Source organism: Specibacter sp. AOP5-B1-6 (assembly GCF_052376555.1).
Lineage (GTDB): Bacteria > Actinomycetota > Actinomycetes > Actinomycetales > Micrococcaceae > Specibacter.
Genome location: NZ_JBQSVT010000040.1, coordinates 22,467 through 35,593, shown reverse-complemented (window position 1 = coordinate 35,593; position 13,127 = coordinate 22,467). Strand labels below are relative to the sequence as shown.

At 62.0% G+C, this 13,127-nt stretch carries 14 protein-coding genes; 10 read left to right on the top strand and 4 right to left on the bottom strand.

From position 1 onward, the window contains the following. Positions 1-512 precede the first annotated feature (512 nt). Complete coding sequence (locus ACT3TS_RS16215) at positions 513-1,007, top strand: FBP domain-containing protein (protein WP_444532555.1); 495 nt, start codon at positions 513-515, stop codon at positions 1,005-1,007. Positions 1,008-1,052: 45 nt separating this feature from the next. Here the strand turns inward: ACT3TS_RS16215 and ACT3TS_RS16210 are convergent, their stop codons facing one another. From ACT3TS_RS16210 to ACT3TS_RS16200, 3 genes are read right to left on the bottom strand one after another with little or no spacing between them, the layout of a single operon-like run. Further along, entirely contained in the window at positions 1,053-2,264 is a 1,212-nt protein-coding gene (locus ACT3TS_RS16210) for a thiolase family protein (protein ID WP_444532554.1), read from the bottom strand. Next, positions 2,257-2,526 carry a hypothetical protein gene (locus ACT3TS_RS16205; protein ID WP_444532553.1) on the bottom strand — a complete coding sequence of 90 codons (270 nt, stop codon included), beginning with the start codon at positions 2,524-2,526 and terminating at the stop codon, positions 2,257-2,259. Before ACT3TS_RS16205 ends, ACT3TS_RS16210 begins: the two co-directional genes overlap by 8 nt. 7 nt (positions 2,527-2,533) lie before the next feature. Then, complete coding sequence (locus ACT3TS_RS16200) at positions 2,534-3,721, bottom strand: acyl-CoA dehydrogenase family protein (protein WP_444532558.1); 1,188 nt, start codon at positions 3,719-3,721, stop codon at positions 2,534-2,536. A 186-nt stretch (positions 3,722-3,907) separates the two neighbouring features. Here ACT3TS_RS16200 and ACT3TS_RS16195 point away from each other — a divergent pair, with 186 nt between their 5' ends. The 3 genes from ACT3TS_RS16195 (at position 3,908) to ACT3TS_RS16185 (ending at position 5,453) form a co-directional block, all read left to right on the top strand. Next, positions 3,908-4,462 (top strand): hypothetical protein, encoded by a 555-nt coding sequence (locus tag ACT3TS_RS16195; RefSeq protein ID WP_444532552.1) that lies wholly within the window; start codon positions 3,908-3,910, stop codon positions 4,460-4,462. A 102-nt stretch (positions 4,463-4,564) separates the two neighbouring features. Further along, positions 4,565-5,020, top strand: coding sequence for a FitA-like ribbon-helix-helix domain-containing protein (locus ACT3TS_RS16190; RefSeq protein WP_444532551.1), 456 nt, complete (start codon positions 4,565-4,567; stop codon positions 5,018-5,020). Then, a complete protein-coding gene (locus ACT3TS_RS16185) occupies positions 4,914-5,453 on the top strand; it encodes a helix-turn-helix domain-containing protein (protein ID WP_444532550.1) in 540 nt (179 codons plus the stop codon). Before ACT3TS_RS16190 ends, ACT3TS_RS16185 begins: the two co-directional genes overlap by 107 nt. Positions 5,454-5,608: 155 nt before the next feature. On the opposite strand, the gene ACT3TS_RS16180 is transcribed toward ACT3TS_RS16185, so the two are convergent. Beyond that, positions 5,609-6,649, bottom strand: a complete 1,041-nt coding sequence (locus tag ACT3TS_RS16180) for a LacI family DNA-binding transcriptional regulator (protein ID WP_444532549.1) — start codon at positions 6,647-6,649, stop codon at positions 5,609-5,611. A 221-nt stretch (positions 6,650-6,870) separates the two neighbouring features. Between ACT3TS_RS16180 and ACT3TS_RS16175 the strand changes: the two genes are divergently transcribed. The 6 genes from ACT3TS_RS16175 (at position 6,871) to ACT3TS_RS16150 (ending at position 13,122) form a co-directional block, all read left to right on the top strand. Then, on the top strand, positions 6,871-8,202 hold the full coding sequence (locus ACT3TS_RS16175) for an extracellular solute-binding protein (protein ID WP_444532548.1): 1,332 nt from the start codon (positions 6,871-6,873) through the stop codon (positions 8,200-8,202). Positions 8,203-8,321: 119 nt separating this feature from the next. Then, entirely contained in the window at positions 8,322-9,188 is an 867-nt protein-coding gene (locus ACT3TS_RS16170) for a carbohydrate ABC transporter permease (protein WP_444532557.1), read from the top strand. A gap of 2 nt (positions 9,189-9,190) precedes the next feature. Then, entirely contained in the window at positions 9,191-10,072 is an 882-nt protein-coding gene (locus ACT3TS_RS16165) for a carbohydrate ABC transporter permease (protein ID WP_444532547.1), read from the top strand. Positions 10,073-10,094: 22 nt separating this feature from the next. Beyond that, a complete protein-coding gene (locus ACT3TS_RS16160; RefSeq protein WP_444532546.1) occupies positions 10,095-11,297 on the top strand; it encodes a Gfo/Idh/MocA family protein in 1,203 nt (400 codons plus the stop codon). Then, on the top strand, positions 11,294-11,992 hold the full coding sequence (locus ACT3TS_RS16155) for a ThuA domain-containing protein (protein WP_444532545.1): 699 nt from the start codon (positions 11,294-11,296) through the stop codon (positions 11,990-11,992). The genes ACT3TS_RS16160 and ACT3TS_RS16155 overlap by 4 nt, the downstream gene beginning before the upstream one ends. Further along, a complete protein-coding gene (locus ACT3TS_RS16150) occupies positions 11,977-13,122 on the top strand; it encodes a Gfo/Idh/MocA family protein (RefSeq protein ID WP_444532544.1) in 1,146 nt (381 codons plus the stop codon). The genes ACT3TS_RS16155 and ACT3TS_RS16150 overlap by 16 nt, the downstream gene beginning before the upstream one ends. Positions 13,123-13,127: the final 5 nt, after the last annotated feature.

Below are 13,127 nucleotides of genomic sequence, written 5' to 3'. Positions count from 1 at the left end.
TAGCCGCAACACCTACCACCACGGCCTCCCCAAGCCCGCCAACACAAACACCCGCTGGAACTAACGCCAGCACTCGGAGAGAACCAGACACTACGGCACGAGTTGGCAATGGCGATGGCGGTTCAGGCTTCCTCCGACGCAACAGGGATTCCCAGCCACACCTCCAAACGCGGCAAGGCTGCAGCAATGCGGACCATGAAAACGGAGCAACCCAAAAACAAGAACCCACGCCCGTGAGCACGTTGTTATGTAGCGCCCCGGGCCGCGGGTATAGACTGTCGAACGTGTTGCTGACTTTGATGAATTCCGTGCCCGCTGGGCGTTTGGAGGTCGCCGGCGTTTTGTTCGCCGGCACCAGATAGCGCTGCCCTCAACCAGTGCTTTTTCGCTGTGCACTGCACAGTATCCCGACCCAGACGCTCTGACAGCCCTCTGGCCGGGAACTCACCTCACGAAATTCCCTTGGCCGCACCATCGTGCGGACAAGGCAGAACAGACAAGGCTTCCTTCATATGCTTCCCCTTGCAGAAAATCAGATTCGCTCGTCCTTCATCAACGCCTCCGTCAGGGAGCGCAACAACCTCAACCTGCCAGAGAATTTTGAGTCCCTCGACTGGGACAGCCTGGATTTTCTTGGCTGGCGTGACCGCAAGTATCCCGGCATAGGCTACGCCATCGCCTGGGTGGACGACTCCCCTGTGGGCGTTTTGTTCCGCCATGCCGAAGGGCGGATGCGTTCCCGGGCTCAGTGTGCGTGGTGCGCAGACGTCACCTTGCCCAATGAAGTTGTCTACTTCACCGCCAAGCGGTCCGGTCGTGCCGGGCGCAACGGCAACACAGTTGCCACGCTCATGTGCACCAACTTCCAATGCTCCGCAAATGTCCGCCGTCCCGCGCCGCCTGCCTACATCGGATTCGATGTGGAGGCAGCCCGGCAGGAACGCATGGCCGGATTGAAAGCGCATGTCCAGAGCTTTATGCGCAACATGGTCAACGGCGTCGACTAACGTCCTGGGAATGTGCGGGGCACAGTGAAGCCGGCCGCGTCGGTTTCAAGGCCTCTCAATCAAAAGTGAGGTTCCCTGCCCTACTCCCACACACATGGTGACCAGTCCGCGTTGAACGTTCTCCCGTTCCATCCGGCCGAGCAGCGTCACCACGAGGCGAGAACCGCTGGAACCGAGCGGATGACCCAAGGCGATGGCGCCGCCGTCATTGTTGGTGATGCCGTTGTCCAGCCCCAGTGCTCGCATCACGGCGAGCGATTGGGTGGCAAATGCTTCGTTGAGTTCCACGGCTCCGATGTCGGCCATGCTCCAACCCGCACGCGACAGCACCTTGTGGGTGGCCGGCACCGGGCCGATGCCCATGATTTCGGGGGCCACGCCTGCCGAGGCACCATCCGCTATTCGTCCGCGGGGTGTGAGCCCGTACTTCTTCACCGCCGCCGCCGAGGCGACAACAATGGCAGAGGCCCCGTCATTGAGCGTGCTGGCGTTGCCTGCAGTGACAACCCCGCCGGGCTTGACCACAGGCCGCAACCCGGCCAGCACCTCCATGGTTGTCCCTGGGCGCGGGCCCTCGTCAGTATCAACCACGGTCTCACCTTTCCTGTCCCTGACCGTGACTGGCACAATCTCGGGGCGGAGCCTCCCGGCGGCAATGGCGGCAAGCGCGCGTTCGTGGGACTGGACGGCAAAAGCGTCCGCGTCTCCACGGGAAATGCCGTGGACCTCGGCGACCTCTTCAGCGGTTTCGGGCATGGACATGGTCATCTTGCCGCCCCGCGACAGGCGACCTGCGCTGAATTCGGGATTGACGAATCGCCAGCCGATCGAGGTGTCAAAAGATTCGCCAGGCTTGGCAAACGCCTGAGCGGGTTTCGCCTGAACCCAAGGTGCCCGGCTCATGGACTCCACTCCCCCAGCGACCACAATGTCAGCCGCACCCGACTTGATCATCTGGGACGCCAGAATCACGGCACTCAAGCCCGATGCGCACAGTCGATTGATTGTCAGGCCAGGCACGTGGTCGGCAAAGCCGGCCAGCAGCCATGCCATCCTGGCCACATTGCGGTTTTCTTCCCCCGCTCCGTTGGCGTTCCCCAGGATCACTTCATCAACTGTGTCGGGGTCGATCCCTGCACGCGCCACTGCCTCCTTGACGACCAGTGCAGCCAAGTCATCCGGGCGCACGCTGGACAGTGCGCCGGCGTAGCGCCCCACGGGGGTTCGGGCCCCGCCGATCAGAAATGCTTCAGTCACTTGTGACTCCCTTGTCAAGGTTTGTGATTCCGAATGAAAATACCGTGTCCAAGACCACGTGTCCGGCCGCGAGCATCTGGAACCGCACCAAGTACTTATCGTCCCAGATCCTTGCCGCCAAGCTGTCGCCGGAAAATACCGGGTGCGTGAAGCGCGCCGACGGCCCCAAGAAATCTGCTGGGGCGTTGTGGGAGTCGAGCCTGTTGATGGCAGCAACGCCCAAGCCTTCGCCGATGACGGTGAGAAACGTTGCGTGGCTCATGGGATTCCTAGCGAAAAGCCGGGATGCCGGTGATGTGGTTGCCCAAGATCAAGGTGTGGACCTCGTCGGTGCCCTCATAGGTGCGCACTGATTCGAGATTGTTGGCGTGGCGCAGCGGCGAGTAGTCCAGCGTAATGCCGTTTCCTCCCAGGATGGCCCGGGCGTCGCGACAGATCTGTATGGCCTCCCGGCAGTTATTGAGTTTGCCCAAGGAGATCTGCACCGGTTCCAAGGTTCCGGCATCCTTCATGCGTCCCGTGTGGATGGCCAGCAGGGTGCCCTTTTGGATTTCCAGGAGCATGTTGACGAGTTTTTGCTGGGTGATTTGGTAGGCGGCGAGCGGCTTGTCGAACTGCAGCCGTGCCAGGGAATAGTCCAAGGCCGCTTCGTAGCTGTCCCGGGCGGCCCCCATGGTTCCCCAGATAATGCCGTAGCGGGCCTCGTTCAGGCAGGAAAACGGGCCGCGCAGGCCCTTGGCGCCGGGCAACAAGGCATCGGCAGGCAGACGGACATCCTCGAAGGTGAGGTCGCATTGGATGGAGGCCCGCATCGACAGTTTTTCTTGGATGGGTGTGGCGGTGAAGCCGGGCGTTTCCGTGGGCACGAGGAAGCCGCGAACGCCGTCGTCCGTCATGGCCCAGATGACAGCGATCTGGGCAATCGAGGCCAGCCCGATCCAGCGCTTGGCGCCGGTGAGCACCCAGCCGTCGCCGTCGCGGCGGGCAAAGGTTGCCAGGGATGAGGGATCGGAGCCGGCGGTGGGTTCGGTCAGGCCAAAGCAGCCGATGATTTCACCCTTGGCCATGCCGGGCAGGTACTGGTTTTTCTGCTCCTCGGAACCCCACTTGTGAATGGCGCTCATGGCTAGAGAGCCCTGCACACTGACGAAGGTGCGCAGCCCGGAATCGCCGGCCTCCAGTTCCATGGCGGCGATGCCGTAGTCGACGGCGCTGCGGCCGGGACAGCCGTAGCCTTCCAGGTGCATGCCCAGCAGGCCCAAGGCGCCCATTTCCGCCACGACCTCCCCGGGGAACACGGCGCCTTCATACCAGGCTGCGATGTTGGGGCGTATGCGTTCATCCACAAAGCGGCGGACGGTGCTGCGAAGATCCAGCTCGTCTGCGCTGAGCAGCGCGTCAAGGTTGAGCACATCCGAACGCGCTGCGGATTCGGCGCCTGTCGTGGAGGTTGTCATCATGATTCCTTGAGGTTGTGCAGGGCGGATGTTGCTGAACCTATTTCAGCTTCATTGAACTCGTCTTCAGCGATTATGAAAAATCATTCATTTCCCATGAGTCTAGGTTCAATGGCGACGTGAGTCAGGTGAGGGTCGAGGGTGTGGCCCGGGGAGGAAGCCGGGGCTTGCGTCTAGACTGGCCGCATGGTCCCGCCATCAACACCGGTCAACATGGCTCTCACTTCCGCCCCTGCGCAGTGGTGGGAAGTCCTCGGTGCGCTTGGTCCGCTCGCTGTTTTGCTGGGAGCCATTGTGGCCGCCGTCATCGGCGGAGTCACACTCAGGCAGCGCACAAGAGCTGACAGACTCGCGTTGGCACAAAAACGTGAATCCGACGCGAAGGCACTCGAGCAAAAGCGGCGCTCCGACGACCGCAGCGAATGGTGGCGGCGCGCACAATGGGCCCTTGACCGCGCACTTGACGACCAACCATCCACCAAGGCGCTGGGGCTCGTCACCCTGGAGGTCCTCGCCCACAGCACGCTGGCGCACGCCGAGGAACTGAAACTCTTCGACGCCGCATGGGCGTCGGTCAATGACCCGGATGATGGAGAGAGAACGATTCTGGGAAGCAAGGACATGACCCTCCAGGAACGCCGCGTCCACGTTGCCGCAGCAAGGCTGCGGGTGACCCTCGACGGTCGCCTTGGACGTATTACTCCGGACGAAGTCAAGGCACTGGCTAAAGTGACGTTCTAGCGTCCCGCGGATTTTGATGTGGTCCTCCTATGAGGCTCCACCACTGCCCCCTGGAGGGCTCAAGTGCGATCATTAGTGATACCAGGTGAGGAGGTGGCAGCGATGGCATCCATCGTTGTCCGGGGGCTCGAGGAGTCCGTTGAGAAGCAGCTTGCTGCTCAGGCCAAGGAGCATGGCTGTTCCCTGGAGGCCGAAGTCCGCGACATTCTCACGAAACGCATTCGACGGCCCCATATCGGTCTCGCGCTCATGCAGGCGGCGCAGGGGGTTGGGGGAATCGAGGATCTGCCTCCGCCCGAGCGGACCGACTTGGATCAGGGCCACAACACCCAAAATCATCAATACACCCCCGGGCAGGGAATCCAGATTCTGCGTCATTGCGGCCCGCGCTCATTGTTATTGATTATGAGAATAATAACATTCATGCAAACGGTCCGGCTATACTCGAGGCATGGCCAGTTCAAATCTCTTGTTGCATCCGGTGCGGTTGCGCATCGTTCAGGCCCTCCTTGGCCACCGAACACTCACCACTGCGCAAATTGCCGAGGAACTCGGTGATGTTCCGGCGGGGACGCTGTACCGCCACGTGGCCATCCTGAGCAAGGCCGGGGTTCTTCACGTTGACTCGGAACGGCGCATTCGGGGCACCATGGAACGCAGCTACACACTGCACGCCGAGGCCACGTGGATCACGCCGGCAGAACTGGCGGCGATGTCGACGGAGGACCACGCACAGGCATTCATGACCTTCGTGTCGGGACTCTTGGCCGGATATGACCGTTATCTGGCCTCCGGCACTCCGAACCTCGTGCGGGACGGTGTTGACTACAGCATGGCGGCCCTCTGGCTCAGCGATGAGGAGTTTGCCGAGTTCGCCTTTGAACTGCAAAACGTGTACCAGTCACGGGTGGCCAACCAGCCCACCGAGGGGCGCAAGCGACGGATGGTGTCGTCCGTAATCATGCCCGACAAGGGCACTCTGGAAACATAGCTGCGGCAGGTCGTCACGGAGATCGGCTGGGAACGACTCTCTCAACACCGCTGCTCCCGCGAGACGGCCACCGGCAAGACCAAGCGCCAACCAGACCAAGCGTCAACCGGGCCAAGCGCCGAGGCACCGGAAATGCGGACTGGCCCGCGTATAAATTAGCCAGCACGCGGCGGAGCCGTGGAGTCCCGGATGACAAGTTCGGTGGCGAGTTCCATGTGTGGGGAATCGAGCGCCTCGCCCTTGGTCAGGCGCAGGACTGCACGCAGTGCGGCCCGGCCCATCTCCTGCAATGGCTGGGCAACCGAGGTGAGTCTTGGCAGGGTTTGCTCCGTTAGCGGAGTGCCGTCAAAACCCACCAGGCTCAGGTCATCGGGGACCCGGACTCCTTGGCGTCGCGCTTCTTCCAGAACACCCAAAGCGGTGGCGTCACAGCCGGCAAAGATGGCCGTGGGCGGCTCGTCCAGGGCAAGCAGCTCCCGCGTGCCGGCCAGGCCGAAACTTTTGTTGAATTCCCCGGCCATAATGTACTCAGGCCTCGAGGCGATGGCATTGCCCATGAGCGCTGCCAGATAACCATGAAGCCTCGCTACGCTGCACTCTGCGGCATTGGGGCCGCCAAGGAACGCGATGCGCCGATGCCCCAAGGCGATCAAGTGCTCGGCGGCAGCCTTGCCACCCGCCCAGTTGGTAGCCCCCACACTGGTGTATCCGTTGCGTGGCGGATTCAAGGGGTCGATCACGACGACCGAAATATTGCGCTGCTGGAATGATTCAAGTTGCTGCATGGTCAGTTCGGACGTGACCAGAATCAGGCCCTTGCGCCCGGATTCCACCATCCGCTGGGCCCATTCCGCATGGTTCGCTCGGTGCAGTTTTGCCGGAGTGATGTTGCCGACGACCACATCCACACCCTCGGCCGCCGCACAGTCGAGGATCCCCGTGAGCAGTTCCATGGAGTACTGGGTATTGGTGCCGTCAATGACAAGATCCACCATTGCCGGTCCGGTGGACCGTGCCCGGCGCTGCATCGGCGACTGATAACCAAGCTCCACCAGGGCTTCTTGAACGCGCACCCGCGTGGCTTCCGCAACATCGTCGCGCCCATTGATCACCTTGGACACCGTGGGTGCCGAGACACCGGCACGGGCGGCAACCGTCGCAAGGACAGGCTTTGCCTTCGAACCCTTTTGACTCACAGTTCCACCTGACTTTCCGAAAAGTTTCAGTCATCGAAGTGTCCATCACGGACCGCCCTTCAGTCAAATTGTTGGGGATTGGGGGTTGACGTGTGATGACAATCACGGATAGGTTCTATCCAATCGCAGAATTAGTTGCGAAACATTTCGAATCACATGGCCACTCAGCCCCGTCATCATCCGTCCCTGCCGCGCACCGGCTCTTTTCAATGGAGACAAGAATGAAACAGAACACCACCTCACGTCGATCTTTCCTTACGCTGGCTGGACTGGCTCCCCTGGCTGTCTGGGGAATCACAGCCTGCGGCACCTCGGGCCCTGGCGGCGATTCCGGCGGCGCCGGCACAGCCAGCATTTGGTCGTTGACGGGTGCCCCGGGAGAGACCATTCGCAAGAACTCCATTGATGCCTTCAACAAGTCCAACCCGGACAACAAGATCAAGCTCACCCTGTTCCAGAATGACGCGTTCAAAACCAAGATCAAGACCGCCATCGGCGCCGGCGAGGCACCCACCATGATTTACGGGTGGGGCGGCGGCGGGCTCAAGACCTACGCGGAGGCCGAGCAGGTGCTCGACCTGACGGATTGGCTGGCGGAGAATCCAAAGGTCAAGGACCGGCTCTTCGCCTCGTCATTTGGTGCGGCCACTGTGGACGGGAAGATCTACGCCCTGCCCAACGAAACTGTTGCCCCCATCATCTTCTTCTACAACAAGGAACTCTTCGAGAAGGCCGGAGCCCAGCCACCCAAAACGTGGGATGAGCTCATGTCGCTGACCAAGACCTTCAACGACCAAGGAGTCGCTCCCATCTCCCTCGGCGGCCAATCACGCTGGACGTCAATGATGTGGCTTGAGTACATGTTTGACCGGGTTGGCGGCCCGGAGCTCTTCAACGACATCTTCGCCGCAAAAGAAAATGCCTGGTCCAACCCGACGGCCATCGACGCACTCACAAAGATCCAGGACCTCATCTCCGCCAACGGCTTCATCAAGGGGTTCTCCTCCATCACCGCCGACTCCAACGCGGACCAGGCCCTGCTGTACACGGGCAAGGCCGCAATGATGCTGCACGGCGCCTGGACCTATGGCGGCATGAAGAACGACGGCGGCAACTTCGTCCAGGACGGCAACCTCGGCTGGTTTAACTTCCCCACCTTTGAAGGTGGGAAGGGTGATCCCAAGAACACCATCGGCAACCCGGGCCAGTACATGTCCATCTCGTCCAAGGCCAGCGAAGAAGAACAGGCAAGCGCGAAGAAGTACTTTGCCGACGGCCTGCTCGACGCTGACGAGGTCACGGCCTGGATCGAATCCGGCGCCGTGCCGATCGTCACGGGAATTGAAGATCAGCTCGCGGCCACGGACGACAAGGAATTCCTGACGTACGTGTACAACATGGCCAAGGACGCACCCAACTTCCAGCAATCCTGGGACCAAGCCCTGAGCCCCACGGCCGCGGAAGCCCTCCTTAACAACATTGACCAGCTGTTCACCAAATCGATCACACCCGAGAAATTTGCTGAAAACATGAACGCGACACTGGGCAAATGACCTCAACCGTGACTGCCACAGCGCAGGCCTCCGGAGGCGGTGCCAAGGGTGGCCGCCCGGCAAAGCCTCACTGGCGGGCCCGGAATGGGCAGCCGGAATCCCTCCAGGGTGACAGCACCATGACGGGGCGCCTGAACTGGATGGTGCTGCCGGCACTGATCATCTTTCTTGTTTTTGCCATCCTGCCATTGGCCGGCGTGCTCGTGCTCAGCTTCACCGATTGGGACGGCATAGGAGCCATCGGCTTCGCCGGGGTTGAAAACTGGTTGCGGGCCTTTGGCGATCCCACGATGTACCAGGCGTTGTGGTTGACCCTGGTCATCATGGCCCTGAGCTGGATCATCCAGACTCCCATCAGCCTTCTGCTGGGAACGTTCACCGCCGGGACCCAGAAGTACCGGGCCTTGCTGGCCGTGCTGTACTTCCTGCCACTGTTGCTTTCCTCGGCTGCTGTTGCCATCGCCTACAAGGCGTTGCTGGACCCGAACTTTGGTCTGGCTGCGGGCCTGCACATGCCGATACTTGCCCAAGATTGGCTGGGGCAGCCTCAACTCGCCCTTGGAGTCGTCATCTTCGTGGTGTCCTGGCAGTTCGTTCCCTTCCACACACTCATCTACCAAGGCGGCGTGCGCCAGATCCCCAAATCGCTGTATGAGGCCGCTTCCATCGACGGTGCCGGCAGGGTCCAGCAGTTCTTCTTCATCACGGTGCCGCAATTGAAATACACCATCATCACCTCCTCCACGCTCATGGTGGTGGGTGCCGTGACGTACTTTGACATGATCTTCGTCATCACCGGCGGCGGCCCCGGGAACGCCACCCGAAACTTGGCCCTGGACATGTACCTCACAGGATTCAAGGCGAACCAAATGGGCCAAGCCAGTGTCACAGCCGTGATCCTGGTGGTCCTCGGACTGGGACTGGCGTTGTGGCTGCAACGACTGGGCGGCAAAGACAAAAACAGCAGCCAACTGGAAGGTGCGTAACCATGACAACAACCCTGCCCACAAAGACGGGCACCGCCAGGCTCAAGCCGGTCCCCGCCAGTACACGGCTGCGAAGGCTCAATCTGCCGGCCGGTGCCGCAGGCTGGATCTGGCTGGCAGTCATCATCATCCCCATCTACTACATCGTTGTCACTTCCTTCAAGAGCCAGGCCGGGTACTTCAGCCAAAACCCCCTGGCCATCCCCAGCGAACCAACCCTGGAAAACTACAAGATGGTGTTGGCCAACGACTTTGGCCGCTACTTCCTCAACAGCGTGATCGTCACGCTGGGCGCCACCGTGCCGGCTGTGGCATTTTCCTTCATGGCCTCGTTTGCCATCGTGCGCGGCAAAGGCAGGTTCCTCAAGGGCGTGAATGCACTGTTTCTGATGGGCCTTGCCATCCCGCTGCAGGCAACAATCATCCCGATCTACCTGATGATCATCAAAATGAATTTGTACGACTCGCTGTTGGCCCTGGTGCTGCCTTCCATCGCCTTCGCCATTCCGCTGTCGGTCTTGATCCTCTCTAACTTCATTCGGGACGTGCCCAATGAACTGTTCGAATCAATGCGTCTGGACGGTTGCAGCGAATGGCAGACCATGTGGCGGCTGGCACTGCCCCTGACGAAACCGGCGATCGTTACGGTGTCCATCTACAACGGCCTCGGCGTCTGGAACGGTTTCCTGCTGCCGCTGATCTTGACCCAGAGTCCGGAACTGCGGGTTCTGCCCCTGGCACTGTGGACGTTCCAGGGACAGTATTCGGTCAACATTCCGGCCGTTCTGGCCTCGGTGGTGCTGACGACCCTGCCCATTCTTGTCCTCTACGTCATCGGCCGCCGCCAACTGGTCAGCGGCCTGAGCGCCGGTTTCAGCAAATAATCCTCGAAAGGACCTTCACCGTATGACAATGCAGCAAAAAGCCGCCCTCCGGGTGGGCATGGCAGGCTACGCTTTTATGGGCGCCGCCCATTCGCACGCCTGGCGCACAGCGCACCGCTTCTTTGACCTGCCGCTCACCCCGGAACTGACCGCAATCGCCGGACGCAACCGGGCCGCCGTCGAACTTGCTGCCGCCCAAATGGGGTGGGGTTCGGTGGAAACCGACTGGCGCGCCCTCATTGAACGCGACGACATAGACCTGATCGACATCTGCACCCCCGGCAACACCCACGCGGAGATCGCGATGGCTGCGTTGCGGGCCGGCAAGCACGTCCTGTGCGAGAAGCCGCTGGCCAACAGCGTTGCCGAAGCCGAGGAGATGACCGCAGTTGCGGAGGAGGCCGCCAAAAAGGGTGTGTTTGCCATGTGCGGCTACTCCTACCGGCGCACCCCGGCCCTGGCGCTCATGAAGCGCATGGTGGAGGACGGGCGCATCGGCACCATCCGGCAGGTCCGTGCACAGTACCTGCAGGACTGGTTGTCGGATGAAAACGCGCCGCTGACTTGGCGCATGGACAAGTCCAAGTCCGGTTCCGGCGCACTCGGCGACATCGGCGCACACAGCATCGATTCGGCCCAGTTCGTGACGGGCCTGAACATCACCGGCGTCTCGGCACTGCTGGAAACTTTCACCAGGGAACGCCCGGTCGGCGGTGAATTTGTGGGCCTCGGCGGGCACGGCACCATCACGGCAGACACACCTCGCGGACCGGTGACAGTGGATGATGCGGCACTTTTCACGGCACGGTTCGACGGCGGCGCGATCGGCATCTTTGAAGCGACCCGCACCGCCCTCGGCCGCAAGAACGCCAATCGGTTGGAGATCAACGGCACGCTCGGCTCGGTCGCGTTCGACTTTGAGGACATGAACTTCCTGCAGTTCTACGACGGCTCCGACGCCGAGGACGCCCGCGGCTTCCACCGCATCATGGTCACCGAACCTGTCCACCCGTACGTGGGCAACTGGTGGCCCACCGGCCACGGCCTCGGCTACGAACATGGATTCACCCACCAAGTGGTGGACCTGGTGACGGCGCTGGGGAACAAAACCCAGCCCACGCCGTCGTTCCGGGAAGCCCTGGGCGTGCAAAGGGTGCTCGCCGCCGTCGAGGACAGCGCCGCCAACAACAGTCAATGGACCACCATCAAAGGAAACAACGAATGACCACCACCAAAAACGCACTTGTGGTCCGCGGCGGCTGGGACGGGCACCAGCCCGTCGAGACGACCGAGCTCTTCATCCCCTACCTGCGCGGGAACGGCTTCGACGTCCGAGTTGAGGAGGGTCCGGCGGTCTACGCCGACGCCGACTACATGGCCGGCGTGGACCTGATCATCCAGTGCAACACGATGACAACCATTGAAAAGGACGAGTTTGAGGGTCTGCGGGCCGCCGTCGAAAACGGCACGGGCCTGGCCGGCTGGCATGGCGGCATCGCCGATTCCTACCGCAACAACTCCGACTACCTGCACCTGATCGGCGGCCAGTTCGCCTGCCACCCCGGCAAGCATGCCGATGAACGCACCGGCGGGCAGTCCGACAACTACGTTCCGTACACCGTCGCCATGACTCCGGAGGGCGCCAGCCACCCCATCACCGAGGGCATCGGCGACTTTGACTTGGTCACCGAACAATACTGGGTCCTGACCGACGACTACATCGACGTGCTGGCCACCACCACCCAAAAGGTGCGCGAGTGGGATCCCTGGCACCGTGAGGTCACCTCCCCCGCCATCTGGACCCGCCAATGGGGCAAGGGCCGAATCTTCGTCGCCACCCCGGGCCACCACGTGGACATCCTGGAAGACACCAACGTTAAAACCATCATCGAAAGGGGCATGTTGTGGGCGAGCCGCTAAACATCCTGAACATTGGCATTGTGGGCTGCGGGAACATCATCGCCCAATATTTGGGCACGCTCCCCTCGCTGGAGACGCTCAGGCTGGTCGCCGTGGCCGACCTTGATCTGGCCCGCGCCGAGGCGGTGGCCGCGGATCTGCCCGGCGTCCGTGCCCTGTCGGTGCAGGAGCTGATGGACGACGACGAAGTGCAGCTGGTCTTGAACCTCACCATCCCCGCCGCGCATGCCCAAATCGCGCTGCAGGCGATCGCCGCCGGCAAGCACGTCTATGGCGAGAAGCCGTTGGCGGCCACCGCGGACGAGGCAGCCGAAGTGCTGGCTGCCGCGGCAGCCGCCGGTGTCATGGTGGGGTGTGCCCCCGACACCGTCTTGGGAACGGGCACGCAGACCGCGCGCCGGGCCATTGACGACGGCTTGATTGGCCGCCCCATCTCGGCAACAGCCACCATGATGACCCCCGGGCATGAGCGCTGGCACCCCAACCCTGACTTCTACTACGTTCCCGGTGGCGGCCCGCTGCTGGACATGGGCCCCTACTACGTCTCCTCCCTGGTGACGCTGCTGGGCCCGGTGAAGTCCGTCATTGGTGCGGCCAGCCACACACGGGATTCCCGCACCATCGGCACGGGGCCGCGGGCCGGCGAGCAGATCCCGGTATCAACTGACACCCATGTCAGCGGAGTGCTGATTCACGAGTCCGGCGCCCTGTCCACGCTCGTCATGAGCTTTGATGCGGTGGCCACGCAGGCTAACAACATCGAAATCCACGGCGACAGCGGCTCACTCATTGTTCCCGATCCCAACCGGTTCGACGGCGACGTCAAGCTGCGCCGCCTCGATGGCGGTGCATCAGGTGACGAGTGGGAGACACTGCCGGTGTCGGGCGGCTATGTGGACGGATCCCGAGGCATCGGCCTGCACGACCTTGCCGCGACGGCCGCAGGCACCGAGCCCCGCGCCGGAGGTGCCCTGGCCTTCCACGCGCTGGAAGTCATGGAGGCGGTGCTGACTTCAGCCCATGCCGGCCGGCTCGTTGACATCGCCAGCACGTGTCCGCGACCGGATGCTGTCCCACTGACGCAGCCGGCAGAAGTCCGGACCCCCATGGCTGTTTCCGCCCAGGGATAGCCCAG

Coding starts and splice junctions, on each gene's coding strand:
- ACT3TS_RS16175 (WP_444532548.1), top strand. CDS start 6,871: ATGAAACAGAACACCACCTCACGTCGATCTTTCCTTACGCTGGCTGGA.
- ACT3TS_RS16215 (WP_444532555.1), top strand. CDS start 513: ATGCTTCCCCTTGCAGAAAATCAGATTCGCTCGTCCTTCATCAACGCC.
- ACT3TS_RS16160 (WP_444532546.1), top strand. CDS start 10,095: ATGACAATGCAGCAAAAAGCCGCCCTCCGGGTGGGCATGGCAGGCTAC.
- ACT3TS_RS16205 (WP_444532553.1), bottom strand. CDS start 2,526: ATGAGCCACGCAACGTTTCTCACCGTCATCGGCGAAGGCTTGGGCGTT.
- ACT3TS_RS16185 (WP_444532550.1), top strand. CDS start 4,914: ATGGCCAGTTCAAATCTCTTGTTGCATCCGGTGCGGTTGCGCATCGTT.
- ACT3TS_RS16195 (WP_444532552.1), top strand. CDS start 3,908: ATGGTCCCGCCATCAACACCGGTCAACATGGCTCTCACTTCCGCCCCT.
- ACT3TS_RS16190 (WP_444532551.1), top strand. CDS start 4,565: ATGGCATCCATCGTTGTCCGGGGGCTCGAGGAGTCCGTTGAGAAGCAG.
- ACT3TS_RS16155 (WP_444532545.1), top strand. CDS start 11,294: ATGACCACCACCAAAAACGCACTTGTGGTCCGCGGCGGCTGGGACGGG.
- ACT3TS_RS16165 (WP_444532547.1), top strand. CDS start 9,191: ATGACAACAACCCTGCCCACAAAGACGGGCACCGCCAGGCTCAAGCCG.
- ACT3TS_RS16200 (WP_444532558.1), bottom strand. CDS start 3,721: ATGACAACCTCCACGACAGGCGCCGAATCCGCAGCGCGTTCGGATGTG.
- ACT3TS_RS16170 (WP_444532557.1), top strand. CDS start 8,322: ATGACGGGGCGCCTGAACTGGATGGTGCTGCCGGCACTGATCATCTTT.